A 24,506-nucleotide genomic window follows, 5' to 3' on the forward strand; every position below is an offset into this window, starting at 1 on the left:
GGCGCCTAACGGCGCCGGCCTCTTCCCTAATAAGTTACAAGCTAGGGAAAGCGAACTGAGAAGCTTCATGGCTGGCCCGCTGCGGCCAACGCTGGGTAATAGCCTTGCGGCGAGTATAGAAACGCACCCCATCCGGGCCGTAGGCATGCAGGTCGCCGAACAGCGAACGCTTCCAGCCGCCAAAGCTGTGGTACGCAACAGGAACAGGCAAAGGAACGTTGACGCCGACCATGCCGACTTCAATCTCATCGCAGAACAACCGCGCCGCTTCACCATCACGGGTGAAGATACAGGTGCCATTGCCATATTCATGATCGTTGATCAGTTGCATCGCCTCTTCCAGGCTGTTGACCCGAACGATGCACAGGACCGGCCCGAAGATCTCTTCTTTATAGATGCGCATCTCAGGCGTCACGCGATCAAACAGGCAGCCACCAAGGAAGAAGCCCTCTTCATGCCCGGCCACGCTCAAACCGCGACCATCGACGATCAGCGAAGCACCCGCCGACACACCGTCTTCTATATAGCCACTGACTTTGTCGCGATGCTGCCCCGTCACGAGCGGCCCCATGTCCAGCCCGCAAGAAGTCCCCGCGCCAATCTTCAGTGCCTGAATCTGTGGAACCAGCTTGGACACCAGCGCATCCGCCACCTGATCGCCGACACATACCGCCACCGAAATCGCCATGCAACGCTCGCCGCACGAACCGTACGCCGCGCCCATCAAGGCGCTGACGGCGTTGTCCAGGTCCGCATCCGGCATCAGCACTGCATGGTTCTTTGCGCCACCCAGCGCCTGGACGCGCTTGCCGCGTCGGGTGCCCTCGGCATAGATGTATTCGGCAATCGGCGTCGAACCGACAAAACTCAGCGCCTTCACTTCTGGCGCTTCGATCAGCGCATCCACGGCCGCCTTGTCGCCATGCACCACGCTCAACACGCCCTTGGGCAGGCCGGCTTCCAGTAATAGTTGGGCAATCAGCAATGTCGAACTCGGGTCTCGCTCGGACGGCTTGAGGATAAAACAGTTGCCACAGACGATCGCCAGCGGATACATCCACAACGGCACCATCGCCGGGAAGTTGAACGGCGTGATGCCCGCGACCACACCCAGCGGCTGGAAGTCTGACCAGGCGTCGATGTTCGGTCCTACGTTACGGCTGTATTCGCCCTTCAGGATCTCCGGCGCAGCGCAGGCAAATTCGACGTTTTCAATGCCGCGCTTGAGCTCACCAGCGGCGTCTTCCAATGTCTTGCCGTGTTCTTCGCTGATCAACTGGGCGATACGCGACTCGTTCTGTTCCAGCAATTGCTTGAAACGAAACATGACTTGGGCACGCTTGGCTGGCGGCGTGTTGCGCCAGGCGGGGAACGCCGCCTTGGCCGCGTCGATGGCTTGCTGGATAGTTGCGCGGTCCGCCAAAGGCACCTTGTGGATGGCCTGGCCGGTAGACGGGTTGAACACGTCGGCCGTGCGAGCGCTGTCGCTCAGCAGTTGGCCGTTGATCAAATGCGGAATGAGGCTCATGGGGACTCCAGAATTTATCCACAGGCGCCCGTGACCGGACGCCCATTATCGAAAGCTATATAGAAGGATGCGTCAGTCGAGCTTGTTCAGCACTTCACCGACCGCGTCGAACAGCCGATCCAGGTCCTGCGGCTTGCTGTTGAATGTTGGCCCGAACTGCAGGGTGTCGCCGCCAAACCGCACATAGAACCCGGCTTTCCATAACGCCATGCCGGCCTCGAAGGGACGCACGATTGCATCGCCATCGCGCCCGGCGATCTGGATCGCGCCGGCCAAGCCATAGTTGCGAATGTCGATGACATTCTTCGCGCCCTTCAAGCCGTGCAGTGCATTCTCGAAATGCGGGGCAACCTCGGCCACGCTCTGCACCAGGTTTTCCTTCTGCAGCAAGTCCAGCGCCGCCAGGCCCGCCGCGCACGCCACTGGATGCGCCGAGTACGTGTAGCCATGGGGAAATTCCACCGCGTATTCGGGTGTCGGCTGGTTCATGAACGTCTGGTAGATCTCAGAGCTGGCAATCACCGCGCCCATGGGGATCGCGCCGTTGGTGACTTGCTTGGCGATGCACATCAGGTCCGGGGTCACGCCAAAGCTGTCCGCGCCGAACATCGAACCGGTGCGGCCGAAGCCGGTGATCACTTCGTCGAACACCAAGAGAATGCTGTGCTGGTCGCAGATCTCCCGCAGGCGCTTGAGGTAACCCTCCGGCGGCACCAATACGCCGGCCGATCCGGCCATCGGCTCGACGAATACCGCAGCGATGTTGGAGGCGTCGTGCAGTTCGATCAGTTTCAATAATTCATCGGCCAGGGCAATGCCACCTTCCTTCGGCATGCCACGGGAATAGGCGTTGCTGGCCAACAAGGTGTGGGGCAAATGATCGACATCCATCATGGCCTGGCCGAACAATTTGCGGTTGCCGCTGACACCGCCCAGGCTGGTACCGGCGATGTTCACGCCGTGATAGCCCCGGGCACGACCGATCATTTTGGTCTTGGTCGCCTGGCCCTTGAGGCGCCAATAGGCGCGAACCATCTTCACTGCCGTATCGGCGCACTCGGAACCTGAGTCGGTAAAGAACACATGGTTGAGATTGCCCGGTGTCAGGCTGGTGATTTTTTCCGCCAGTTGGAACGACAAGGGGTGGCCGTATTGAAAGCCGGGGGAGTAGTCGAGCGTGCCCAGTTGTTTGGCCACCGCTTCCTGGATTTCCTTGCGGGTGTGTCCGGCGCCGCATGTCCACAGGCCCGACAGCGAGTCATACACCTTGCGGCCCTTGTCATCCACCAGCCAACTGCCTTCGGCGGCGACGATCAGGCGCGGGTCACGCTGAAAATTGCGGTTGGCCGTGTAAGGCATCCAGTGGGCGTCAAGCTTGAGCTGGCTAGCCAGGGAACCGACGGCGTGTTCGGGCATGTTCATCGACAAAACCTCGCAGAATAGGGGCGACAGGAATCGAAAGCGTTCTTGCAGCTAAATTGCCACGGCTATAAAGTCGGTGAAACCCAACTTTTCTAACCTTCAGTTAGCGGATCACTAAACCATGAGCGCTCGCCGTCCCGATCCACTGGCCCAGGTCAGCGACTTTGATATCCGCTTGCTGCGCATTTTCCGCAGCGTGGTCGAGTGCGGTGGTTTCTCCGCCGCCGAAACCGTGCTCGCCATCGGTCGTTCGGCCATCAGCCAGCAGATGAGCGATCTGGAACAACGCCTCGGCCTGCGTTTATGCCAGCGTGGACGTGCGGGATTTTCCCTGACCGAAGAAGGCCGCGAGGTGTATCAATCGGCCTTGCAGCTATTAAGTGCACTGGAAAGCTTTCGCACTGAGGTCAATGGCCTGCACCAGCATCTGCGAGGTGAACTGATCATCGGCCTGACCGACAATCTGGTCACCCTGCCCCATATGCGTATCACCCACGCGTTGGCGCAATTGAAGGAGCGCGGGCCAGACGTGCAGATCCAGATCCGCATGATCGCCCCCAACGAAGTCGAGCAAGGCGTCCTCGACGGTCGCCTGCATGTCGGCGTGGTCCCCCAGGCCAGTGCGCTTTCCGGGCTGGAATATCAGCCGCTCTACAGCGAACGGTCACTGCTTTACTGCGCGGTCGGGCATCCGTTGTTTTACGTGGATGACCAGCAGCTCGATGACGCGCGCCTCAATAGCCAGGACGCTATCGCGCCAACCTTCCGCCTGCCGGCCGAAATCCAGGCCCATTATCAAGCCCTCAATTGCACCGCCAGCGCGTCGGATCGCGAGGGCATGGCGTTCCTGATTCTCACGGGGCGCTACATCGGTTACTTGCCGGACCATTACGCCAGCCTTTGGGTTCAACAAGGCCGGTTGCGGGCGCTGAAACCAGCGGCACGTTTCTACGATTTGAGCCTGGCCTCGGTTACGCGCAAAGGGCGCAGGCCCCACTTGGTGCTGGAAAGTTTTCTCGAGAGCCTGGCGGCGACTCGCTGAGCCTGTTTGTTCCAGCAGATGTTCAGTCAGCTTTTTAGTGTGATGGCACTTGTCGGATCGATGCCGGTGCGCTATCAACGCAGTTGCTTGTCCCACAGACCCGGAAACGCCCATGACCTTTGAAGTCCCTGCCCACAGTGGCAAGCCCACCAGTCGCATTCGTCAAAAGAACGAAGAGACCATCCTCAAGGCCGCCGAGGATGAATTCGCTCGTCACGGGTTCAAAGGCACCAGCATGAATGCCATCGCGCTGAAGGCTGGGTTGCCCAAGGCGAATCTGCATTATTACTTCACCAACAAGCTCGGGTTGTATGTCGCGGTGCTGAGCAACATCATCGAGTTGTGGGACAGCACCTTCAATACCCTCACCGCCGAGGATGATCCGGCCGAAGCCTTGACCCGCTACATCCGCGCGAAGATGGAATTTTCTCGGCGCCAGCCCCAGGCCTCGCGGCTCTTTGCGATGGAAGTCATCAGCGGCGGCGAATGCCTGACCGAATATTTCAACCAGGATTATCGTGCCTGGTTCAGTGGTCGGGCCGCCGTTTTCCAGGCCTGGATCGATGCCGGCAAGATGGACCCGATCGACCCGGTGCACCTGATTTTCCTGTTGTGGGGCAGCACTCAGCATTACGCCGACTTCGCCACCCAGATCTGTCGCGTGACCGGACGCAGCAAGTTGACCAAGCAAGACATGGTCGATGCGGGCGACAACCTGATCCGCATCATTCTCAAGGGCTGCGGCCTGACACCAGCCCTCTGAGTTCGCCATGCCTTTTACCCTTGCCGGCTTTTGCGAATACCGTGAAGAGATTCGCAAAAGCCGCTTCATTACCGTCGCCGCGCCCATCACCAGCCCCGCCGAAGCCCAGGCCTTCATTGAACAGCAGAGCGACCTGAACGCCTCGCATAACTGCTGGGCCTGGAAACTCGGCGATCAATACCGCAGCAACGACGATGGCGAGCCCGGTGGTACCGCCGGGCGACCGATCCTGGCCGCCATTGAAGCCCAGGCTTGCGATCAGGTCGCAGTGCTGGTGATTCGCTGGTATGGCGGAATTCAATTGGGCACGGGCGGGCTGGCCCGGGCTTATGGCGGCGGTGCCAACAAATGCCTGCAAAACGCCGAAAAAATCGAGCTGATCAGCCGTGTCGCACTGCGCTGTACCTGTGGCTTCGCAGAGCTGGCCTTGGTGAAATTGCGCGTCCTCGAATCCGGCGGGCTGGTAATCGAGGAATGCTTTACGGCCAATGGCGTGGACTTACAGTTGGCGGTAGGCGAAGCGCAAATCGAAACACTGCAAACGCAACTGGCCGACCTGAGCCGCGGACGAATTCTGTTGGCGCGTTGAGATCCAGGCCTGCGACTTTTCAGGGCGCCCCGCTACCGTCAACTTGCCCACATCCACTGTGCACCCGGCTGTGGATAACCTGAGCACATCCCCTTGTAACCCTTCTGTCATGCGGGTTTGAGGGGGTTGTTCATTTTTCACCCAAACGCCTGCCGCACCCACAAATCCATCCAGAAAACAGACGCTTGCGGCGGTTTATCACCTTTAGAAGAAAGCCCCGCAGTGCTTATGCCGGAGTTTGCGGCTTGCGCACAATAACTGTGGAGCAACCTGTGGATAACCCGTTCATGGCTCCCGCCGCCCCAAGAAGGACATGGCCCGCAGCCGCTTGTTCATTTTTTAACCAGCCCCTACCGGACAAAGCCAGTGCATGGCCAGTCCCACGCGCCCCAATACAGTGCAAAGCGACATTGATGACAGGCGCCCCGACGCCCCAGCAAGGGCCCAAATTCCGGGGCCAGCTAAAAATCCTGACCTGATGGCCAGGAAATTGCTTTGTCCACAGGTATTCATCTCCATCGACCCGAGCCTGTCATGCCCAACCCCGATTCTGTCCCGCGCCTGCAATTACGCAGTATCAGCAAACGCTACCCCGGCTGCCTGGCCAACGATGCCATTGACTTGAGTATCGAGCCCGGCGAGATCCATGCGCTGCTCGGGGAAAACGGTGCGGGCAAAAGCACGTTGATGAAGATTATCTACGGCGTCACTCCAGCCGATTCGGGCGAGGTGATCTGGCAAGGCCGGCGAGTCAGCCTGCGTAACCCGGCCCAAGCCCGCAGTCTGGGAATCGGCATGGTCTTCCAGCATTTTTCGCTGTTCGAAACCCTCACCGTTGCGCAGAACATCGCCTTGGCGATGGGCGCGCAGGCCGGCACTCCAGCGCAACTGGAGCCCAGGATCCGCGAAGTCTCGCAGCGCTACGGCATGGCGCTGGAGCCGCAGCGGCTGGTTCACGACCTGTCGATTGGCGAGCGGCAACGGGTGGAAATCATTCGCTGCCTGATGCAGGACATCCGGCTACTGATCCTCGATGAACCGACGTCAGTGCTCACGCCAAAGGAGGCCGAGGAGCTGTTCGTAACCCTGCGTCGCCTGGCAAGCGAAGGCTGCAGCATTTTGTTCATCAGCCACAAGCTGGGCGAAGTCCGGGCTTTGTGCCACAGCGCCACGGTACTGCGCGGCGGACGGGTGTCGGGGCATTGCACGCCGGCGCAGTGTACGGACCGAGAACTGGCGCAACTGATGGTCGGCGAGGCGGCTGGGCTCATCACGGATTATCCGAAGGTCAATGCAGACAAAGCGTTTCTGCAGATCCGCGGGTTGTCGTGGCACAACCCTGACCCGTTCGGTTGCTCGCTGCACAACATTGACCTTGAAGTGTGCAGCGGCGAAATCGTCGGCATCGCCGGCGTGGCGGGCAATGGCCAGGACGAATGGCTGGCACTGCTCAGCGGGGAAACGCCGTTGCCCCACGCCGACAGCGAGCGCATCCGTTTCAGCGGGCAACCGGTGGCTCATCTGCGTCCCGACGCCCGTCGCCGGCTCGGCCTGGCGTTTGTCCCCGCTGAACGTTTGGGCCATGGCGCCGTGCCGCAACTGAGCCTGGCGGATAACACATTGCTCAGCGCTTTCCAGCAGGGCCTGGTCAGCCATGGGCTGATTCGCCGAAGCAAAGTCGAACGCCTCGCCGAGGAGATCATCCACCGCTTTGGCGTAAAGACACCCAACACCAAGACCCCGGCACGCAGCCTTTCGGGCGGCAACCTGCAAAAATTCATCCTCGGCAGGGAGATCCTTCAGCAACCGAAGCTGCTGGTCGCTGCCCATCCGACCTGGGGCGTGGACGTTGGCGCGGCAGCGACTATCCATCGCGCCCTGATCGCCCTGCGCGATGCCGGCGCGGCGATCCTGGTGATCTCCGAAGACCTCGACGAACTGTTCCAGATCAGCGACCGCCTCGCAGCCTTGTGCGGCGGACGTTTGTCGGCCTTGAGACCTACGGTCCAGACCCAACTCAGCGATGTCGGCGGCTGGATGGCTGGCCAGTTCGACACGCTCCAATCCCCTGTTCCCGCACCGGTTTAACGGAGTTCTTCAATGCTGCTTTCTCTCGAACCCCGCGGCCAGCAATCGCGCCTGATGCTTTGGTGTTCGCCGCTGCTTGCCGCCGTATTGACCCTGGGCAGCGGTTCGCTGCTGTTCATCGCCTTGGGCCATGATCCGTTGGAAACCTTGTTCACCTTGTTGATTGCGCCGATCAGCGACCTGTACGGGGTGTCCGAATGGCTGGTCAAGACCTTGCCAATCCTGCTCTGCGCCCTAGGCCTGGCAGTGGCCTATCAGGCGCGAATCTGGAACATCGGCGCCGAAGGCCAACTGCTCTTGGGCGCCCTGGCCGGCAGTGCCTTGGCGGTGAATATCATCGGCATGCAAAGCCGCTGGGCACTGGTGCTGATCCTGCTGACCGGAACCCTGGCCGGTGCGGCCTGGGCCGGGCTCACGGCATGGCTGCGCACACGCTTCAACGCCAACGAAATCCTTACCAGCATCATGCTCAATTACATCGCGCTGAACCTGCTGTTGTTCTGCGTGCACGGGCCGTTGAAGGACCCTGCGGGTTTCAATTTTCCCGAATCGGCGATGTTCGGCGAGGCCAGTCGCCTACCGTTACTGCTGGAGGATGGGCGGGTCCATGCCGGGTTGTATTTCGCCCTGCTGGCGCTGGTGGCGGTGTGGGTCTTGCTGCAGAAAAGTTTTGTCGGGTTTCAAATCAAGGTGCTGGGGCTCGACGCCCGTGCTGCCGGTTTCGCCGGGTTTCGCCAGAAGCCGCTGGTGTGGCTGGCATTGTTGATCAGCGGGGCGTTGGCCGGGTTGGCCGGGGTCTGCGAAGTGACGGGGCCGATCGGCCAACTGGTCCCACAGGTGTCGCCGGGCTATGGCTATGCGGCGATTACCGTGGCGTTCCTGGGCCGTCTCAATCCCATCGGCATTCTGTTTTCCAGCCTGTTGATGGCGTTGCTGTACATCGGCGGCGAGAGCGCACAAATGTCCCTGAACCTGCCCCAGGCGGTCACCCAATTGTTCCAAGGGATGATGCTGTTTTTCCTGCTGGCCTGTGACGTATTGATCCTGTACCGGCCGCGCCTGGACCTGCGCTGGACCCGACGCCCCCAGACCACCACCGTACAGGCAGGAGCGCTGTGATGGATATCGACCTGTTGAGCAATATTCTCTACGCCACCGTCCGCTGCGGGACCCCGTTGCTACTGGTGGCCCTGGGTGAGCTGGTCTGCGAAAAAAGCGGCGTCCTGAACCTCGGCCAGGAAGGCATGATGCTGTTCGGCGCGGTGATCGGTTTTATCGTCGCGTTCAATAGCGGCAACTTGTGGCTCGGCGTGCTGCTGGCGATGGCCGCCGGCATGCTGTTATCGGCGCTGTTTGCGTGGGTGGCACTGGTGTTCAACGCCAATCAGGTGGCCACCGGACTGGCGCTGACGATTTTCGGCGTGGGCCTGTCGAGCTTTGTCGGCGCGGCCTGGGTCGGCAAACCACTGGTGGGGTTCGAACCACTGACGATTCCTTATCTGAGCGACATTCCGCTGATCGGGCGGATGCTGTTTGCCCAGGATCTGCTGGTTTACCTGTCCTTCGCCCTGTTTGCCCTGGTGGCGTGGGTGATCGTGAAAAGCCGCGTCGGCTTGATCATCCAGGCCGTTGGCGAAAATCCCGACGCCGCCAGTGCCATGGGCCTGCCGGTGTTGCGCGTGCGGACCCTGGCCGTGCTGTTCGGCGGCGCCATGGCCGGGTTGGCCGGCGCCTACCTGTCGCTGGCCTACACGCCGATGTGGGCCGAGAACATGAGCGCCGGGCGCGGCTGGATCGCCCTGGCGCTGGTGGTGTTTGCCAGCTGGCGGGTGTGGCGGTTGTTGCTGGGCGCCTACCTGTTCGGCCTCGCCAGCATCCTGCATCTGGTGGCCCAGGGGTTGGGGCTGGCGATTCCATCGAGCTTGCTGGCGATGCTGCCCTATGTAGCGACCATCGTGGTGCTGGTGCTGCTGTCCCGGGATGCGCTGCGCACCCGACTGTATGCACCGGTGTCGCTGGGCCAGCCTTGGCGAGCGGGGCACTGACAAAGCCTGTGCCGAGGGTGCTGGCTCCCGCTCGACTGCGTAGCAGTCGCCTGCTATGCGGGGCGCTGCGCACCCCAGCGGGAGCAAGCGCCCTCACCACGGACAGGCAGTGCCTGCAGGACGCCCCACACCAACTCGAAAAACAGGAACCCCCACAACAGCGCACTTGCTCCGTGAAGCAGGGCGTAAAGCAGCCAGGCCGCAAACAAAAACCGCCCAGCCGCGTCATAACGCCCATACACCGGCTGCGGATCGCGAATCCTCAGGACCGCCCAGACACAGACAATCGAGCCCAGCAGATTCGCCATCAACAGGTGCATGGAGGCAAATTCCGGCAACTCACCGGGCAGGCCGAAGCGTTGGGTGAAGCTCACCAGCAAGCCATGCACCACCGCAAAGCTCCACGGCGTGGCAAATGCCGCCGTCACGAGCAGGTCGTACCAGGCGCTGCCGCGCACCAGCCGGCGGTATTGGGTAGAAGTCCACATCAGTATTGCTCCAGATAATCGGGGAGCAAAAAGCCTAAAGCCTGGGGTATGCTCCAAGGTCAAGCCCTACGGAGAGAACCATGCGCATCGGCGAATTAGCCCAGGCCTGCGCCGTCAGTCGAGACACGCTGCGCTTCTACGAGCAACGCGGCCTGATCGCGGCGGGACGCAGCGCCAATGGTTACCGCGATTACCCCGCCGACATGGTGCAACTTGTGCTCTATATCAAGACGGCCCAGCGCCTGGGCTTTACGCTTGGTGAGATCAGCGCCAGCGTCGCCGCCCTGTGGCAAGCCCCTGATCCGGACTGCGCCGTGACGCAACTGCTGCAAGACAAACTGAACCTGATCGAAACCCGCATGACCGAACTCGACGCGTTGCGCCACGAGCTGAAACAACGGCTGGGGCAACGTTGTCCATTAAATCCGTGACCTTTCCATTCAAGGATGCCTTCATGAATTCGGCAAAAAACGCATTGATCATCGGCGCCTCCCGGGGCTTGGGCCTTGGTCTGGTGAAAACGCTGCTCAGCGATGGCTGGAACGTGACCGCCACCGTGCGCAACCCGCAGAACGCAGAGGCGTTGAAGGCACTGGGCCCGGTGCGAATCGAAAAGCTCGACATGGACGACCAGCAAGCCGTCATCGCCCTGAGCCAACAGCTCAAGGGCGAAACCTTCGACCTGCTGTTCGTCAACGCGGGCGTCAAAGGCCCTGACAACCAAGGCCCGGGCGGCGCGACACTGGCTGAAGTCGGCCAGTTGTTCTTCACCAACGCAGTGGCCCCCATCAACCTGGCCCAGCGCTTCGTCGGACAGATCCGCAACGGCAGCGGCGTATTGGCGTTCATGAGTTCGGTACTGGGCAGCGTGACCATGCCCGACGCACCGGAGCTCGCCCTCTACAAGGCAAGCAAGGCGGCGCTCAACTCCATGACCAACAGCTTTGTCAGCCAACTGGGCAAGCAAGCCTTGACCGTGCTGTCGCTGCACCCGGGCTGGGTCAAGACGGACATGGGCGGCGAAGGCGCGGACATCGATGTCGACACCAGCACCCGTGGCTTGATCGATCAGGTCAACGCCTTCGCCAGCAAGGGCGGGCACCACTTCGTCAACTACAAGGGCGAAACGATTCCCTGGTAAAACGCCATAGCTCCTGTGGGAGCGGGCTTGCTCGCGAAGGCGGACTATCAGTCGACATCTACGTGGAATGACAGTCCGCATTCGCGAGCAAGCCCGCTCCCACATCTGGATCTCGGCAGGCTCTGGATATGCGCCGCACAACCTGAGTAAACTCCACCCCTCGCCCCCAAGGGCGACCCTGGATCAGCAGACAGGGCATCACTGAGCTGGCTAACCTGAACCCATTTTCAGAGGAGCCGGCCACCATGCCTGCGACCCGTACCTGGTTAAAAAAACCCCTCGCCATTTTCACCGCCAACGACCTCGATGCCCGTGGCGGTCTCGTCCTGCAGGACGGTGCCATCGTCGAACTGCTGAGCCCCGGCCAACATCCGACCCTGCCTTGCGATCATGTTTTCGATGCCCGTGAACACGTGATCCTGCCGGGACTGATCAACACCCATCACCATTTCTATCAAACCCTGACCCGGGCCTGGGCGCCGGTGGTCAACCAGCCGCTGTTCCCGTGGCTGAAAACGCTTTACCCGGTGTGGGCACGACTGACCCCGGAGAAACTCGGCCTGGCGAGCAAAGTCGCACTGGCCGAGTTGCTGTTGTCGGGCTGCACCACCGCCGCAGATCATCACTATCTGTTTCCCGAAGGTCTGGAAAACGCCATCGATGTGCAGGTGCAAACGGTCCGTGAGCTGGGCATGCGTGCGATGCTGACCCGTGGCTCCATGAGCCTGGGCGAAGCCGATGGCGGCTTGCCGCCGCAGCAGACCGTGCAGCAGGGCCAGGTCATTCTCGACGACAGCCAGCGGTTGATCAGCCAATACCACGAGCGCGGCGACGGCGCGCAGATCCAGATTGCCCTGGCGCCCTGCTCGCCATTTTCGGTCACGCCCCAGATCATGAGGGCCAGCGCCGAGCTGGCGGAACAACTCGACGTACGCCTGCACACGCACCTGGCCGAAACCCTCGACGAAGAAGATTTCTGCCTGCAACGTTTCGGCCTGCGCACCGTGGATTACCTGGACAGCGTCGGCTGGCTCGGCCCGCGTACCTGGCTGGCCCACGGCATCCATTTCAACCCGGACGAAATCGCCCGCCTCGGCGCCGCCGGCACCGGCATCTGTCACTGCCCCAGCTCCAACATGCGCCTGGCCTCGGGCATTTGCCCGACCCTTGACCTGACCTCCGCCGGCGCGCCAGTGGGCCTGGGAGTGGACGGTTCGGCCTCCAACGATGCCTCGAACATGATCCTCGAAACCCGCCAGGCCCTGTATATCCAGCGCCTGCGCTATGGCGCGCAGGCGATCACGCCGGAGCGCGTGCTGGGCTGGGCAACCCGCGGCTCGGCGCAACTGCTCGGGCGTAACGACATTGGCGAACTGGCCGTGGGCAAGCAGGCCGACCTGGCGCTGTTCAAGCTCGATGAGTTGCGCTTCTCCGGCAGCCACGATCCGATCTCGGCGTTGCTGCTGTGCGGCGCGGACCGGGCGGACCGGGTGATGATCGGTGGGCAGTGGCGAGTGATCGACGGACAGGTCGAAGGGTTGGACCTCAAGGGTTTGATTGCCGATCACAGCCAGGCGGCGCGGGAATTGATTGCCGGCGCCTGATCCAGCCGAGGCCCTGTGGGAGCGAGCTTGCTCGCTCCCACAATGGGTGCTGTGCTGGGCTTATAGACCCAGCATCGACAACATGATGAACGTCGCAAACAACACAAAATGAGTCATGCCTTCGATGGCATTGGTTTCGCCATCGTTGAGGTTGATGGCGCTGACAATCAGCGTGATGAAGATCATCACCGTTTGCACCGGAGTCATTGCCATCTGGAAGGGCTGGCCGGTGTAGAGCGCCATGGCTTCCATGACCGGCACGGTCAGGATCACGGTGGACAGCGAAGCCCCCAGCGCGATGTTCACCACCGACTGCATGCGGTTCGCCAACGCGGCGCGCAGGGCGGTGAGGATTTCCGGTGCGGCGGAGATCGCGGCTACCAGGATCGCCGTCACCACCGGTGGCGCGCCCGAGCCTTCCAGCCCGACGTCGAGGGCCTTGGACATGACCTCGGCCAAGGCACCGATCACCACCACCCCAAACACCAGCGCGCCAATGGAGAACGCCAGGCTGATGGGCTTCGGCTCGTTTTCCACCGGCTCTTTCTTGCGGCGTTTTTCCGGGTAGCTGTAGCTGAAGAAGTAACTGTGGGGCCCGACCTGCATGCGCAGGAACAGCGTGTACAGCACGATCATCGCGCCGATGGTAAAGGCCGAATAGGTTTTCCAACTTTCCTGGGGAATGAACTCCGGCACCACCATCGATACCCCCATGGCGGTGAGGATCATCACGCTGTAGGTGCGCGCCGAGTCATCGTTGTAGACCTGCTCGCCATGCTTGATCCCGCCCATCAACGCCGCCAACCCCAGGATGCCGTTGATATCGAGCATTACCGCCGAGTAGATCGTGTCTCGCACCAGGGTCGACGACGCTTCGTTGCTCATCATGATCGCCAGGATCACCACTTCTACCAGCACCGCTGACAGGGTCAGGATCATCGTGCCGTAAGGGTCGCCGACCTTTTCCGCCAACAGCTCGGCGTGATGGGCCACGCGCATGGAGGCCGCGACGATGAAGCCGATCAGCACCAGGCCGCTGATCAACGCCGCCAGTTGCCCATTGCCTAATATCCAGTGTTCCAACGGATAAGCCACAAACGCGGCGATGAGCGCCAGCAACAGCAGTTTTTCTTGCTTGATCAAAATGAGCATCGCGATGCCTGTCACGAGGATGGGGTCATGAGCTACAGACTGTAGTGGGCGGTGAACGTTTCGTCCGCAGTGGCGCACCAGTGGGTGGCGAGTGGCTGGCGGCGCGCACCTTTATCGCCCGGCCGATCTTATTGTGGCGAGGGAGCTTGCTCCCGCTCGGTTGCGCAGCGACCGTAAAAACCGGGGGCCGCTACGCGCCCCAGCGGGAGCAAGCTCCCTCGCCACAACAGGACTGTGTCGATTAGTTGTCCTTTTGGTCAGCATTTTGCATTGGTGCGGTATAGCCAACCTCACAACAAAATGGAGTTCGATTTCATGCATAAACGCCCGTTGAAGCAGTTGCTTTGCGCCGTCATCGCAGCCGCCGGCCTGAGCATCGGCCTGAATGCCAGCGCTGCCGACCCGCTGAAGGTCGGCTTCGTCTACATCGGCCCGATTGGCGACCATGGCTGGACGTATCAGCATGAACAGGGGCGCAAGGAACTGGCGGCGAAATTCGGCGAACAAATCACCACCCACTACGTCGAAAACGTGCCGGAAGGGGCCGACGCCGAGCGGGTGATCCGCAACATGGCCAAGGACAATTACGACCTGATTTTCACCACCTCCTTCGGCTACATGAACCCGACGCTGAAGGTTGCCAAGCAATTTCCCAAGGTGACGTTCGAGCACGCCACCGGCTACAAGCAGGACAAGAACCTCGGCACATACCTGGCTCGCACCTACGAGGGCCGCTACGTTGGCGGGTTCCTCGCGGCCAAGATGACCAAGAGCAAAAAGATCGGCTACGTCGCCTCCTTCCCGATCCCGGAAGTCATCCGCGACATCAACGCCATCCAACTGGCTTTGAACAAGTACAACCCCGGCACCGAGATCAAAGTGGTGTGGGTCAATTCCTGGTTCGACCCGGGCAAGGAAGCCGACGCCGCCAACGCGCTGATCGACCAGGGCGTGGACGTGGTGTTCCAGCACACCGACAGCCCGGCACCGATCCAGGCTGCCGAACGACGTGGCGTTTACGCGGTGGGCTACGCTTCGGACATGGCTCACTTCGGGCCCAAGGCCGTGTTGACGTCCATCGTCAATGACTGGGGCCCGCATTACATCCAGGCCACCCAGAGCGTGCACGATCACAACTGGAAATCCCAGGATTACTGGGGCGGCCTGAAGGAAGGCACGGTGAAACTGCCAATCAGCGACTTGGTCCCAGCCGCGGTCAAGGGCGAAGCCGAGCAGATCATCGCCGACATCGAGAGCGGCGCCTTCCACCCCTTCACTGGCCCGATCAAGGACCAGGCCGGCGTCGAGAAAATCCCCGCAGGCACGAGCGCCACCAACGCGGAACTGGCGTCGATGAACTACTACGTCGAAGGGATGAAGGCCGAAATTCCAAAATAACCTTCAAGTCCAATGTAAATACCCTGTGGGAGCGGGCTTGCTCGCGAAGGCGGAGTGTCAGTCAACATTAATGCGAATGTCCCGCCGTCTTCGCGAGCAAGCCCGCTCCCACAATGGAATCTTCATTCCACTTCAGGAAACCGCATGAACAGCCTGCCCATCATCGACATCAGCCCGCTCTACGGCGACGAGCCCGACGCCTGGCAAGCCGTCGCCGGGCAAATCGACCATGCCTGCCGCCAATGGGGCTTTTTCTACATCAAGGGCCACCCCATCAGCCCGGCGCGCATCGCCCAGGTACTGGACAATGCCCAACGCTTCTTCGCCCTGCCCGTCGAAGAGAAACTCAACATCGACATCACCCAGACCCGCCACCACCGTGGCTACGGCGCTGTCGCCACTGAACAACTGGACCCGGCCAAACCCAGCGACTTGAAGGAAACCTTCGACATGGGCCTGCATCTGCCGGCCGATCATCCCGAAGTGCTCGCGGAAAAACCGCTGCGCGGCCCCAACCGACACCCGGACCTGAGCGGCTGGGAAACCTTGATGGAGCAGCATTACCGTGACATGCAGGCCCTGGCACAAACGCTGCTGCGGGCCATGACCCTGGCCCTCGGCATTGAACGGGATTTTTTCGACACCCGCTTCAACGAGCCGGTCAGCGTGCTGCGCCTGATTCATTACCCGCCACGCCACACCGCCAGCAGTACCGAGCAGCAGGGAGCGGGTGCCCACACCGATTATGGCTGCATCACCCTGCTCTATCAGGACGCCGCTGGTGGCTTGCAAGTGCGCAACGTCGACGGGCAATGGATCGATGCGCCGCCCATCGACGGCACTTTCGTGGTCAACCTCGGCGATATGATGGCGCGCTGGAGCAACGACCGTTACCTGTCCACGCCACATCGGGTGATCAGCCCGCTGGGGATGGACCGCTATTCGATGCCGTTTTTTGCCGAACCGCACCCCGACACGCTGATCCAGTGCCTGCCCGGTTGCCAGGATGACCTGCACCCGCCGAAGTACCCGACCACCACCTGCGCCGAATTCCTGCTGTCGCGCTTCGCCGACACCTATGCTTACCGGCGGGAGCCGCAAGCGTTGTAGTGGATCAGCCGGTCAGGTTTTACCCGACAGCGCGGTCAGCCCTGTAGAATGCCCGCCATCGATTCGCTGATGAGAAAAGACCATGTACGACTGGCTGAACGCCCTGCCCAAGGCTGAACTGCATTTGCACCTGGAGGGTTCGCTGGAGCCCGAACTGCTGTTCGCCCTGGCCGAGCGCAACAAGATCGCCCTGCCGTGGAGCGACGTCGACACCTTGCGCAAGGCCTATGCCTTCAATAATTTGCAGGAATTCCTCGATCTGTATTACCAGGGCGCGGATGTGTTGCGCACCTCCCAGGATTTCTACGACCTGACCTGGGCCTACCTGCTGCGTTGCAAGGCGCAGAACGTGATCCACACCGAACCATTCTTCGATCCGCAGACCCACACCGACCGTGGCGTTCCGTTCGAAGTGGTGCTCAACGGCATCGCCGCCGCCCTCAAGGACGGTGAGCAGCAACTGGGCATCAGCAGTGGCCTGATCCTGAGTTTCCTGCGTCACCTGAGCGAAGAGCAAGCCGAGAAAACCCTCGACCAGGCGCTGCCGTTCCGCGATGCCTTCGTGGCCGTGGGCCTGGACAGTTCGGAAATGGGCCACCCGCCGAGCAAGTTCCAGCGGGTATTCGACCGGGCGCGCAACGAGGGCTTCCTGACCGTCGCCCACGCCGGGGAAGAAGGTCCACCCGAGTACATCTGGGAAGCCCTGGACCTGCTGAAGATCCAGCGCATCGACCATGGCGTGCGGGCCATCGAAGACGAGCGGCTGATGCAGCGGATCATCGACGAACAGATCCCGCTGACGGTATGCCCGTTGTCCAACACCAAGCTGTGCGTGTTCGATGACATGTCGCAACACAACATCCTCGACATGCTCGAACGCGGGGTGAAGGTGACGGTGAACTCCGATGACCCGGCGTACTTCGGCGGCTACGTGACCGAGAACTTCCACGCGCTGTACACGCACCTGGGCATGACCCAGGACCAGGCCAAGCGTTTGGCGCAGAACAGCCTGGATGCGCGGTTGGTGAAACCTTAAGCCTTGTGGCAATGAGCTGCCCCCAACCACAGGGGTTATGAACAACCCGTGGCGAGGGAGCTTGCTCCCGCTCGGTTGCGCAGCAACCGCAAAACCGGGGCCGCTGCGCAGCCCAGCGGGAGCAAGCTCCCTCGCCACGGGCGATCTTCATCAATTCGTCGCTTCGCTCAACTCCTCCAGCGTCTTGCCCCGCGTCTCCATCCCGAATAACCAGACCACCCCCGCCGCCACGGCGAAGCACAGCGCGCCCAGGGCAAATACGCCGCCCTGACCGGTGATGGGAAACACCAGCCCAGTCACCAGTGGCCCGAGCAAAGAACCGACGCGCCCGATCGCCGAGGCAAAGCCCGAGCCAGTGGCCCGAGCCGAGGTGGGGTACAGCTCCGGTGTGTAGGTGTAGAGCACCGCCCACATGCCAAACAAGAAAAACTGCATGAGCAAACCGCTGCCGATCAGCAAGCCGACGTTGCCACCAAACACCGCGCTCTGCCCGTAAAGAAATGCCATCAGCCCGCCGCCCAACAGCGTAATGACGCACACCGGCTTGCGCCCCCAGCGCTCTACCAACCAGGCCGCCATCAGGAAACCGGGAATCCCGCCCAGGGAAATCAGCACGGTGTAGTACACCGACTGGGTCACCGCGAATCCAGACTGCTGCAACAACGCGCTGAGCCAGGACGTCAAGCCATAGAACCCGAGCAAGGCAAAGAACCAGACGCACCAGATCATCATCGTGCGCTGGCGATACAGCGGGGACCAGATCTGCGCCAACGCCGAAAAGAAACCGCCCGGTGTGCTCGCCAACCTTGGCAGGCGGATTGGCTCGGGCAGATCCCCACACCCGAGCGAGGCGCGGACCTTGTCTTCGATCCGCGTGAGCACTGCGTCCGCCTCATCGCCTCGCCCGGCCTGTTCCAACCAGCGCGGCGACTCGGGAATGAAGAAGCGAATCGCCAGGACAAACACCGCCGGCACCGCCAGCACCAGGAAGATGTCGCGCCAGCCGATCACCGGCAGCAGGAGATACGACAACACCCCCGCCGCCACGAAGCCCAACGGCCAGAAGCCGTCCATCAGCGCAATGTAGCGGCCTCGGCGCTTGGCCGGGATCAGCTCCGAGAGCATCGACTGGGCGATCGGAAATTCCATGCCCATGCCAATGCCCAGCAAGATACGAAACAGCGTCAACGTCTCGACGTCTTGGGCGGTGGAGCACAGGTAACTGGCGAGGCCCCACAACACGATGCTCCACTGGAACACCGGCTTGCGCCCGAAGCGGTCCGCCAGCATGCCCGACAGCGAAGCCCCCAGCACCATGCCGAAAAAGCTCGAGCTGGCGAGCAATCCGGCCTGGGCCGTGCTCAGGCCGAACTCGGTTTTGATCGACCCCAGCAGGAACGTCATCATCGCCAGGTCCATGGAGTCGAAGAAAAACGCCAGGGCAATGATGATGAAGATAACCCGGTGATAACCGCTGATGGGCAGCCGCTCAAGGCGTTCCGCCGCGCTGTAGCCGTAAGTGTTCATGTCGCCTCCCCAATCCGATGATTCCCCGGACCGAGTGTGCGCGAACCTTGCAGCTGACCATTGCTGAATACGACCTGCCAACAGCCCTGAGCGACGCGGAGAAGCGCTCTAGAGCGCCATTTCCAACGTGTCCTCCCGGGCGAACCGATGAATTTCCTCCTGGCCGAGTACCGTGACCTGCAAGGCTCGCGAATCGTTGGGCAGGCTCAGCCAGCCGGACTGCATGAACAGCTGCAGCACCGCCGCTCCCAACGCGCCGCCCAGGTGCGGGCGACGTTCGCTCCAATCCGGGCAGGGGCATGCGATGCGGGCGTTGCGATGGGCCAGTGCCTGGATGAACAGGCCATGCCCGGCCAATTGATTAGCCCCCTTGTGGGTGACGATCACCCGCTGGTCATATTGTTCGATCCACCCTGCGTCCAGCAGGCGCTGGTACAAGTCGGCTGCCAGGGTTCCGCCCAAGTGGTCGTCGCAGAGCCTGGCGCGCATCAGCGACGCAGGGGCTGAAGGGGCTTTGGTCGGCATGACGCCACGCTTGAAGATTTCCGGGATCTGCCGCGGCTGGCTGACCAGCGTGGCGCTGGCCAATGCTTCGACGGCCGCGCCGATTTCAGGCGCGGCCAGGCGAAAAAACCGTTTGCGGCCACGGAGCTCGATTTTCAACAGGCCACCGCTGCACAGTCGCCCCAGATGGGCGCTGGCCGAGGACGGCGACAGCCCGGCGAGCAAGGCCAGCTCTTCGGCCTGGCGGGCCGTGCCGTCCATCAAGGCCCACATCATTGCGCTGCGCTTGGGGTCGGCCAGCAACGTGGCGATCTGGCTGATGCAAGGTGCATGTTCCATGTATTCACTCCCTGTTGAATCATTCGTCTACTGCTCTGGCGCAGGCGGTCGCTAGTATAAGCGCGGCGATCGAGGTTTCCTGTCCTCCGGAAACCTTTGGAGGCGATTGTTCGTGAGGGAAAAGTCTCTTTTTGTGAGCGACTAATGACCGCCCCCCGTTGAACACGGAAATTGAGCGGTCAACTGGGCGCAACGGGCCCGGAGCATGTCCCGCAAAAGATTGATCGGTTTACTCAATTGTGCGCGATGGGCACACAGCAGATTGAGCGGTGCCCGTTCGCATTGCAGGTGTGGCAACAGGACCTTCAAGCGTCCGGCCAGCACATCGGCGCCAACATCCAGCCACGACTTGTAGGCGATACCCGCGCCGGCCACCGCCCAGCGCCGCACCACATCGGCATCATCGCTGAAGCGGTCGCCGCTGACGGTGAGGCTCACCTCCCGCTTGCCGTCATGAAAACACCAGCGGTCGTGAACCCGAGAGCCAAGCATGTACAGCAGGCAGTTGTGCTGGGCCAATTGCTCCAACTGGAGGGGATCACCATGAAGCGCCAGGTAAGCCGGCGATGCGCACAACACCCGGTAGTTATCCGGCGCGACAGGCAAGGCCACCAGGCTGGAATCTTCCGGCTCGCCATATCGCAGCGCGATGTCCACCGGCTGCTTGAACAGATCGGCGATGCGATCCCCCAGCAACAGCCGCACCGTCAGCCCGGGATGTTCGCGCTGGAACTCATCCAGCCAGGGCAACAGTACGTTGCGCCCCAGGTCCGACGGTGCGGACAGCTGCAGCACCCCGCTCACCTGATCCTGGCCGCTGGTCAATAACCGACGGCCCTCATCAAGACTGCCCAAGGCGGCACGGGCATATTCGAGAAAACCTTCGCCCTCGACCGTCAGCCGCAGGCTACGGGTGGAGCGAGCCAGCAGACGGGCGCCGAGGTGTTGCTCGATCCTTTTCAACGCGGCACTGGCCACCGCCGGCGACAGGTCCATGACCCTGGCGGCTGCCGAGAGACTGCCCAGATCCGCCGCCCGGACAAACAGTTGCAAGTCATCGAATCGGAGCATGACGCTTCCATTATCAAAAAGTTATTGAAAGAGCCTGTTCTTTTAGCCGGTTTTATCTCGCCGATAAATAGCTAAACATTGGCTTCATTGCACTTACCCTCTCGGAGACGCCTCATGAAAGCCATTGCCTACTACCATTCGTTGCCCATCACCGACCCGCAATCGTTGCAGGACATCGAGCTGCCAGAGCCCGTGGCCGGTCCGCGAGACTTGCTGGTGGAGGTCAAGGCCATCTCGGTCAACCCCGTGGACACCAAGGTCCGTCAGAACGTCCAGCCCGAAGGCGGCGCCGCTAAAGTGTTGGGCTGGGACGTGGCTGGCGTAGTCAAGGCCGTGGGCAGCGAAGTCACGCTGTTCAAGGCTGGGGACAAGGTATTCTACGCCGGCTCAATTGCCCGGGCCGGTGGCAACAGCGAGTTGCATGTGGTGGATGAACGCATCGTCGGCCATATGCCCAAGACCCTCGGTTTCGCCGAAGCGGCAGCGCTGCCGCTGACGGCCATTACGGCGTGGGAGTTGCTGTTCGAGCGGCTGCACATCAAGGAAGACCCACTTGATCAAGGCCAGAGCCTGCTGATCGTCGGCGCTGCGGGCGGCGTCGGGTCGATCCTGACGCAACTGGCCAGCCAGCTCACCGGACTGAAAGTGATTGGCACTGCCTCCCGTGCCCAGACCCAGGAATGGGTCCGCAGCCTGGGCGCCGACCTGGTGATCGACCACAGCCGGCCATTGAGCGAAGTGTTGAAAGAAGCAGGCCAGCCCCAGGTGACCCACGTCGCCAGCCTGACCCAGACCGACCAGCATCTTGATCAACTGGTCGAAGCGCTGGCGCCCCAAGGCAAACTGGCGCTGATCGACGATCCCAAGACGCTGGACGTGACCAAACTCAAGCGCAAGAGCCTGTCGCTGCATTGGGAGTTCATGTATACCCGCTCGCTGTTCGAAACGGCCGACATGATCGAGCAGCACAACCTGCTCAACCGCGTGGCCCAACTGATCGACGCCGGCACGCTGAAAACCACGGTCGGCGAACATTTCGGCACGATCAATGCCGAAAACTTGCGCCGGGCCCATGCGCTGCTGGAGAGCGGCAAGTCCAAGGGCAAGATTGTGCTCGAAGGGTTCTGACTATTTTGTGGCAGCCAAAACCCTTGGCCTGTCAACCCACTGTGGCGAGGGAGCTTGCTCCCGCTCGGTTGCGCAGCAACCGCAAAAACCAAGGGCCGCTGCGCAGCCCAGCGGGAGCAAGCTCCCTCGCCACAACAGCTGCTGCATCAACGATGGGCTGCACCGTCAGTCCGAGAATTGACCCTTGTCACAATTGCGATCGTATTCGGGTCTACACTCGAGGCCTTTGCAACGCAGTCTTTTACGTGAGGAGGTCAGCAATGAAGATCCTGATAAAAGAAGTGGCAAAATCCCAATGGCAAGTGCGCCTCGACCAACACGTCGTGACCTTTCGCACCGAGGCCGAAGCCCAAGCCTTCGCCACGACGCTTCAAGCGCGCATTCACGCGCCGCATCACTTCCCTGAACAGCAGCAGCGCGCCGTCGGCTGAGTCAGCCCTCGCGACTGGCCTGGGCCAGCGCCCGGGCATTTTGCAGGCGACGGGTCAGCATCGCGGCGCCCACCACACATAACCCACAGAGGCTGATGACCAACGCCATCGGCACCGCCGTGCCGTCATGCAACGCAGCCACCAGCGCCGCGGCCCCCGCCGCCACGGAAAACTGCAGGCACCCCAGCATCGCTGACGCACTGCCGGCGCGGGCGCCCTGCCCGTTCATCGCACAGGCAGACGCGTTGGGAATGATGCACCCCAGGCTGGCGATACAGATAAACAGCGGAACCAGCAACGGCCACAGATGCTCAGGGTGCAGGGAACTGACGGCCAACAGGCTCAACCCGGCGGCGAGGTAGACCCATACTGCGCGGGTCAGCAGGAATGCAGGGCCGCGTTTGGACAGTAGCCGGGCGTTGACTTGGGCAACCAGGATGAAGCCCGCCGCGTTGGTTCCGAACAACCAACCGAAGTGCTCGGCCGGCACGCCGTAGAGTTTGATGAAGACGAAAGGCGAACCGGCGATGTAGGCAAACATCCCGGCGATAGCGATACCTCCTGTCAATGCATGACCGAGAAACACCGAGTCAGTCAATAACCGGCCGTATTGGCGCAAGGCGCCCGACAATGGCGCCCGAGGCACGTGGTCCGGCAAGCTTTCCGGTAGCCACAGGGCCACGGCCGTCGCCGCCAGCGCGCTGAACAGGGTCAGGGCAATGAAGATCGACTGCCAGCCGTGCAAATTCACCAGCAACCCACCCAGCATCGGCGCGAGGATCGGCGCCAGGCCCATCACCAGCATCAATTGCGAAAACACCTTGGCCGAGCCCACTGCGTCGCATTTGTCGCTGACGATCGCCCGGGAGATGACCATCCCCGCGCATCCACCCAGGGCCTGTACGAAACGGGCACCGATCAACCATTCCAGGCTCGGCGCGTAGGCGCAGGCCAGGGACGCCACGGTGAACAAGCCGACGCCGGTGAGCAACGGAATGCGCCGCCCAAAGCGATCCGCCACCGGCCCATAGGCCAATTGCCCGATGGAAAGGCCGAGAAAATACGCGGCCAGGGTCAGTTGGATGTGTTTTTCATCGGTCCCGAAGGCCGTGGCCATCGCCGGAAAAGCGGGCAAGTAAAAATCGATCGCCAAGGGACCGAAGGCGCTCAAGGCGCCGAGAATCAGAATGGTACGAAAGTTCATCGGGCGTCCAGGTCAGGCGTCAGTCGGCAGCCCGACAGTCTAGCTCTGCCGGGCGCTCTTGAACATTCCGATAGGTCGCTAACGATTAAAAATCTTCAGGCCAGACTGACCTCGTAGCCTTCCTCCTTGATGACTTCGGCCACCGCATCGGCCGGCAGTGAGCTCTGGACCCGAACGGTCCGGCTACCCAGGTCGACCTGCACGTCCGCTGCCGGATCCTTGGCTTGTACTGCCTGGGTGATGGCCCTGACACAGTGACCGCAGGACATGCCTTGAACGTTGAATATCTGCATGAGATGACTCCTAGGGATTGAGGTTGCCGAGAGTTTCAAGCTTGCCATCATGGCAAGGTCAAGTTCTGGCAAAAACTGCCGGGCTGGCAATCGGCCCCGCGCTCAGCCAAGCTGCACCTATCAAGGATTTCACACCGGAGGTTCAGCCATGCGCTGGTCAGCGTTCAGCCTGTTTTGCATGCTCGGTTTTTTTGCAGTAGCCCCCCAGGCGTCGGCCGCTGGCGAAGACTTTGGCGTGTTGATCATTTCCCGCGAGCGCCTGGAAGTGTCGACCAATTGCGAAATCGGCATCTACATCCAGGATCAACTCTCCGCCCGGCTTTTCCAGGAGCAGAGCACCTCCTTCAACTTGCCGCCCGGCACGGTCTCCCTGCGTTTGAAGCTGCTGCCAGGCCAGGCACCGGGATGCAACCCGGGCATGCTGGCGCCCAGCTCGCAGGAAATCACCCTCAGGGCCGGCGATATCCTTAAATTCCGCATCGCCATGGGTCAGCAAGGGATGTACCTCAAGCAGGCTGCGCTCGGTTACTGACCGAATCACATCATGGTGGGAGCGGGCTTGCTCTCGAAGGCGGTGGGTCAATTGACGCTTTAATCGACTGA

Annotated in this window: 24 protein-coding genes and 1 pseudogene; 16 read left to right on the top strand and 9 right to left on the bottom strand. The window is 61.5% G+C overall.

Annotation, left to right across the window (positions count from 1 at the left end; translation table 11 throughout):
- Nucleotides 1-34: 34 nt before the first annotated feature.
- Nucleotides 35-1,528 carry a CoA-acylating methylmalonate-semialdehyde dehydrogenase gene (locus AD663_RS24485; RefSeq protein ID WP_053214687.1) on the bottom strand — a complete coding sequence of 498 codons (1,494 nt, stop codon included), beginning with the start codon at nucleotides 1,526-1,528 and terminating at the stop codon, nucleotides 35-37.
- Between the two features lie 72 nt (nucleotides 1,529-1,600).
- Nucleotides 1,601-2,950: an aspartate aminotransferase family protein gene (locus tag AD663_RS24490; RefSeq protein WP_003186116.1), complete on the bottom strand. Its 1,350-nt coding sequence runs from the start codon at nucleotides 2,948-2,950 to the stop codon at nucleotides 1,601-1,603.
- Between the two features lie 121 nt (nucleotides 2,951-3,071).
- Between AD663_RS24490 and AD663_RS24495 the strand changes: the two genes are divergently transcribed.
- From AD663_RS24495 to AD663_RS24520, 6 genes are all read left to right on the top strand, one after another.
- Nucleotides 3,072-3,992, top strand: coding sequence for a LysR family transcriptional regulator (locus AD663_RS24495; protein ID WP_003186118.1), 921 nt, complete (start codon nucleotides 3,072-3,074; stop codon nucleotides 3,990-3,992).
- Between the two features lie 112 nt (nucleotides 3,993-4,104).
- Nucleotides 4,105-4,755 (top strand): TetR/AcrR family transcriptional regulator, encoded by a 651-nt coding sequence (locus AD663_RS24500; RefSeq protein ID WP_003186120.1) that lies wholly within the window; start codon nucleotides 4,105-4,107, stop codon nucleotides 4,753-4,755.
- Nucleotides 4,756-4,762: 7 nt separating this feature from the next.
- Nucleotides 4,763-5,344 carry a YigZ family protein gene (locus AD663_RS24505; RefSeq protein ID WP_003186122.1) on the top strand — a complete coding sequence of 194 codons (582 nt, stop codon included), beginning with the start codon at nucleotides 4,763-4,765 and terminating at the stop codon, nucleotides 5,342-5,344.
- A gap of 534 nt (nucleotides 5,345-5,878) precedes the next feature.
- Nucleotides 5,879-7,432, top strand: a complete 1,554-nt coding sequence (locus tag AD663_RS24510) for an ABC transporter ATP-binding protein (protein WP_053214688.1) — start codon at nucleotides 5,879-5,881, stop codon at nucleotides 7,430-7,432.
- 12 nt (nucleotides 7,433-7,444) lie between these two features.
- Nucleotides 7,445-8,551 (top strand): ABC transporter permease, encoded by a 1,107-nt coding sequence (locus AD663_RS24515; protein ID WP_003186126.1) that lies wholly within the window; start codon nucleotides 7,445-7,447, stop codon nucleotides 8,549-8,551.
- Entirely contained in the window at nucleotides 8,551-9,477 is a 927-nt protein-coding gene (locus AD663_RS24520) for an ABC transporter permease (RefSeq protein WP_003186128.1), read from the top strand. The genes AD663_RS24515 and AD663_RS24520 overlap by 1 nt, the downstream gene beginning before the upstream one ends.
- Before the next feature lie 53 nt (nucleotides 9,478-9,530).
- Here the strand turns inward: AD663_RS24520 and AD663_RS24525 are convergent, their stop codons facing one another.
- The gene (locus AD663_RS24525; RefSeq protein WP_003186130.1) at nucleotides 9,531-9,965 is read right to left on the bottom strand and encodes a hypothetical protein; all 435 of its coding nucleotides are present in this window, start codon (nucleotides 9,963-9,965) and stop codon (nucleotides 9,531-9,533) included.
- Nucleotides 9,966-10,045: 80 nt separating this feature from the next.
- Here AD663_RS24525 and AD663_RS24530 point away from each other — a divergent pair, with 80 nt between their 5' ends.
- The 4 genes and pseudogenes from AD663_RS24530 (at nucleotide 10,046) to AD663_RS24540 (ending at nucleotide 12,710) form a co-directional block, all read left to right on the top strand.
- Entirely contained in the window at nucleotides 10,046-10,396 is a 351-nt protein-coding gene (locus AD663_RS24530) for a MerR family transcriptional regulator (RefSeq protein ID WP_003186133.1), read from the top strand.
- 23 nt (nucleotides 10,397-10,419) lie between these two features.
- Nucleotides 10,420-11,106 (top strand): SDR family oxidoreductase, encoded by a 687-nt coding sequence (locus AD663_RS24535; protein WP_003186135.1) that lies wholly within the window; start codon nucleotides 10,420-10,422, stop codon nucleotides 11,104-11,106.
- A 6-nt stretch (nucleotides 11,107-11,112) separates the two neighbouring features.
- Nucleotides 11,113-11,214 (top strand): annotated as a pseudogene (locus tag AD663_RS29725) (metal ABC transporter ATP-binding protein); the annotation flags it as partial.
- A 137-nt stretch (nucleotides 11,215-11,351) separates the two neighbouring features.
- Nucleotides 11,352-12,710, top strand: coding sequence for an 8-oxoguanine deaminase (locus AD663_RS24540; protein WP_053214689.1), 1,359 nt, complete (start codon nucleotides 11,352-11,354; stop codon nucleotides 12,708-12,710).
- Between the two features lie 60 nt (nucleotides 12,711-12,770).
- On the opposite strand, the gene AD663_RS24545 is transcribed toward AD663_RS24540, so the two are convergent.
- Nucleotides 12,771-13,862, bottom strand: coding sequence for a calcium:proton antiporter (locus AD663_RS24545; RefSeq protein ID WP_003186139.1), 1,092 nt, complete (start codon nucleotides 13,860-13,862; stop codon nucleotides 12,771-12,773).
- Between the two features lie 315 nt (nucleotides 13,863-14,177).
- On the opposite strand from AD663_RS24545, the gene AD663_RS24550 reads away from it, so the two are divergent.
- From AD663_RS24550 to AD663_RS24560, 3 genes are all read left to right on the top strand, one after another.
- Nucleotides 14,178-15,260, top strand: coding sequence for a BMP family ABC transporter substrate-binding protein (locus tag AD663_RS24550; protein ID WP_053214690.1), 1,083 nt, complete (start codon nucleotides 14,178-14,180; stop codon nucleotides 15,258-15,260).
- Between the two features lie 144 nt (nucleotides 15,261-15,404).
- Complete coding sequence (locus AD663_RS24555) at nucleotides 15,405-16,370, top strand: 2-oxoglutarate and iron-dependent oxygenase domain-containing protein (protein ID WP_053214691.1); 966 nt, start codon at nucleotides 15,405-15,407, stop codon at nucleotides 16,368-16,370.
- 82 nt (nucleotides 16,371-16,452) lie between these two features.
- Entirely contained in the window at nucleotides 16,453-17,406 is a 954-nt protein-coding gene (locus tag AD663_RS24560; RefSeq protein WP_003186147.1) for an adenosine deaminase, read from the top strand.
- A gap of 150 nt (nucleotides 17,407-17,556) precedes the next feature.
- Here the strand turns inward: AD663_RS24560 and AD663_RS24565 are convergent, their stop codons facing one another.
- From AD663_RS24565 to AD663_RS24575, 3 genes are all read right to left on the bottom strand, one after another.
- Nucleotides 17,557-18,933, bottom strand: coding sequence for an MFS transporter (locus AD663_RS24565; RefSeq protein ID WP_003186149.1), 1,377 nt, complete (start codon nucleotides 18,931-18,933; stop codon nucleotides 17,557-17,559).
- A gap of 108 nt (nucleotides 18,934-19,041) precedes the next feature.
- Complete coding sequence (locus AD663_RS24570) at nucleotides 19,042-19,776, bottom strand: helix-turn-helix transcriptional regulator (RefSeq protein WP_003186151.1); 735 nt, start codon at nucleotides 19,774-19,776, stop codon at nucleotides 19,042-19,044.
- Nucleotides 19,777-19,917: 141 nt separating this feature from the next.
- A complete protein-coding gene (locus tag AD663_RS24575) occupies nucleotides 19,918-20,847 on the bottom strand; it encodes a LysR family transcriptional regulator (protein ID WP_003186154.1) in 930 nt (309 codons plus the stop codon).
- A gap of 114 nt (nucleotides 20,848-20,961) precedes the next feature.
- Between AD663_RS24575 and AD663_RS24580 the strand changes: the two genes are divergently transcribed.
- Both AD663_RS24580 and AD663_RS29150 read left to right on the top strand, forming a co-directional pair.
- Complete coding sequence (locus AD663_RS24580; RefSeq protein WP_003186156.1) at nucleotides 20,962-21,975, top strand: zinc-binding alcohol dehydrogenase family protein; 1,014 nt, start codon at nucleotides 20,962-20,964, stop codon at nucleotides 21,973-21,975.
- 260 nt (nucleotides 21,976-22,235) lie between these two features.
- Nucleotides 22,236-22,406, top strand: a complete 171-nt coding sequence (locus AD663_RS29150) for a hypothetical protein (RefSeq protein WP_003186158.1) — start codon at nucleotides 22,236-22,238, stop codon at nucleotides 22,404-22,406.
- A 1-nt stretch (nucleotide 22,407) separates the two neighbouring features.
- Here the strand turns inward: AD663_RS29150 and AD663_RS24585 are convergent, their stop codons facing one another.
- A complete protein-coding gene (locus AD663_RS24585) occupies nucleotides 22,408-23,610 on the bottom strand; it encodes a multidrug effflux MFS transporter (protein WP_053214692.1) in 1,203 nt (400 codons plus the stop codon).
- A 95-nt stretch (nucleotides 23,611-23,705) separates the two neighbouring features.
- Complete coding sequence (locus tag AD663_RS24590) at nucleotides 23,706-23,903, bottom strand: heavy-metal-associated domain-containing protein (RefSeq protein WP_003186162.1); 198 nt, start codon at nucleotides 23,901-23,903, stop codon at nucleotides 23,706-23,708.
- Between the two features lie 148 nt (nucleotides 23,904-24,051).
- Here AD663_RS24590 and AD663_RS24595 point away from each other — a divergent pair, with 148 nt between their 5' ends.
- The gene (locus AD663_RS24595; protein ID WP_003186164.1) at nucleotides 24,052-24,435 is read left to right on the top strand and encodes a hypothetical protein; all 384 of its coding nucleotides are present in this window, start codon (nucleotides 24,052-24,054) and stop codon (nucleotides 24,433-24,435) included.
- Nucleotides 24,436-24,506: the final 71 nt, after the last annotated feature.

Origin of the sequence: Pseudomonas sp. Q12-87, assembly GCF_001269755.1 — a bacterium.
GTDB classification, from domain to species: domain Bacteria; phylum Pseudomonadota; class Gammaproteobacteria; order Pseudomonadales; family Pseudomonadaceae; genus Aquipseudomonas; species Aquipseudomonas fluorescens_S.

Excerpts from the sequence above, each read along its gene's own strand:
- AD663_RS24485 (WP_053214687.1), bottom strand. The coding sequence starts at position 1,528 with ATGAGCCTCATTCCGCATTTGATCAACGGCCAACTGCTGAGCGACAGC.
- AD663_RS24490 (WP_003186116.1), bottom strand. The coding sequence starts at position 2,950 with ATGAACATGCCCGAACACGCCGTCGGTTCCCTGGCTAGCCAGCTCAAG.
- AD663_RS24495 (WP_003186118.1), top strand. The coding sequence starts at position 3,072 with ATGAGCGCTCGCCGTCCCGATCCACTGGCCCAGGTCAGCGACTTTGAT.
- AD663_RS24500 (WP_003186120.1), top strand. The coding sequence starts at position 4,105 with ATGACCTTTGAAGTCCCTGCCCACAGTGGCAAGCCCACCAGTCGCATT.
- AD663_RS24505 (WP_003186122.1), top strand. The coding sequence starts at position 4,763 with ATGCCTTTTACCCTTGCCGGCTTTTGCGAATACCGTGAAGAGATTCGC.
- AD663_RS24510 (WP_053214688.1), top strand. The coding sequence starts at position 5,879 with ATGCCCAACCCCGATTCTGTCCCGCGCCTGCAATTACGCAGTATCAGC.
- AD663_RS24515 (WP_003186126.1), top strand. The coding sequence starts at position 7,445 with ATGCTGCTTTCTCTCGAACCCCGCGGCCAGCAATCGCGCCTGATGCTT.
- AD663_RS24520 (WP_003186128.1), top strand. The coding sequence starts at position 8,551 with ATGGATATCGACCTGTTGAGCAATATTCTCTACGCCACCGTCCGCTGC.
- AD663_RS24525 (WP_003186130.1), bottom strand. The coding sequence starts at position 9,965 with ATGTGGACTTCTACCCAATACCGCCGGCTGGTGCGCGGCAGCGCCTGG.
- AD663_RS24530 (WP_003186133.1), top strand. The coding sequence starts at position 10,046 with ATGCGCATCGGCGAATTAGCCCAGGCCTGCGCCGTCAGTCGAGACACG.
- AD663_RS24535 (WP_003186135.1), top strand. The coding sequence starts at position 10,420 with ATGAATTCGGCAAAAAACGCATTGATCATCGGCGCCTCCCGGGGCTTG.
- AD663_RS24540 (WP_053214689.1), top strand. The coding sequence starts at position 11,352 with ATGCCTGCGACCCGTACCTGGTTAAAAAAACCCCTCGCCATTTTCACC.
- AD663_RS24545 (WP_003186139.1), bottom strand. The coding sequence starts at position 13,862 with ATGCTCATTTTGATCAAGCAAGAAAAACTGCTGTTGCTGGCGCTCATC.
- AD663_RS24550 (WP_053214690.1), top strand. The coding sequence starts at position 14,178 with ATGCATAAACGCCCGTTGAAGCAGTTGCTTTGCGCCGTCATCGCAGCC.
- AD663_RS24555 (WP_053214691.1), top strand. The coding sequence starts at position 15,405 with ATGAACAGCCTGCCCATCATCGACATCAGCCCGCTCTACGGCGACGAG.
- AD663_RS24560 (WP_003186147.1), top strand. The coding sequence starts at position 16,453 with ATGTACGACTGGCTGAACGCCCTGCCCAAGGCTGAACTGCATTTGCAC.
- AD663_RS24565 (WP_003186149.1), bottom strand. The coding sequence starts at position 18,933 with ATGAACACTTACGGCTACAGCGCGGCGGAACGCCTTGAGCGGCTGCCC.
- AD663_RS24570 (WP_003186151.1), bottom strand. The coding sequence starts at position 19,776 with ATGGAACATGCACCTTGCATCAGCCAGATCGCCACGTTGCTGGCCGAC.
- AD663_RS24575 (WP_003186154.1), bottom strand. The coding sequence starts at position 20,847 with ATGCTCCGATTCGATGACTTGCAACTGTTTGTCCGGGCGGCGGATCTG.
- AD663_RS24580 (WP_003186156.1), top strand. The coding sequence starts at position 20,962 with ATGAAAGCCATTGCCTACTACCATTCGTTGCCCATCACCGACCCGCAA.
- AD663_RS29150 (WP_003186158.1), top strand. The coding sequence starts at position 22,236 with ATGAAGATCCTGATAAAAGAAGTGGCAAAATCCCAATGGCAAGTGCGC.
- AD663_RS24585 (WP_053214692.1), bottom strand. The coding sequence starts at position 23,610 with ATGAACTTTCGTACCATTCTGATTCTCGGCGCCTTGAGCGCCTTCGGT.
- AD663_RS24590 (WP_003186162.1), bottom strand. The coding sequence starts at position 23,903 with ATGCAGATATTCAACGTTCAAGGCATGTCCTGCGGTCACTGTGTCAGG.
- AD663_RS24595 (WP_003186164.1), top strand. The coding sequence starts at position 24,052 with ATGCGCTGGTCAGCGTTCAGCCTGTTTTGCATGCTCGGTTTTTTTGCA.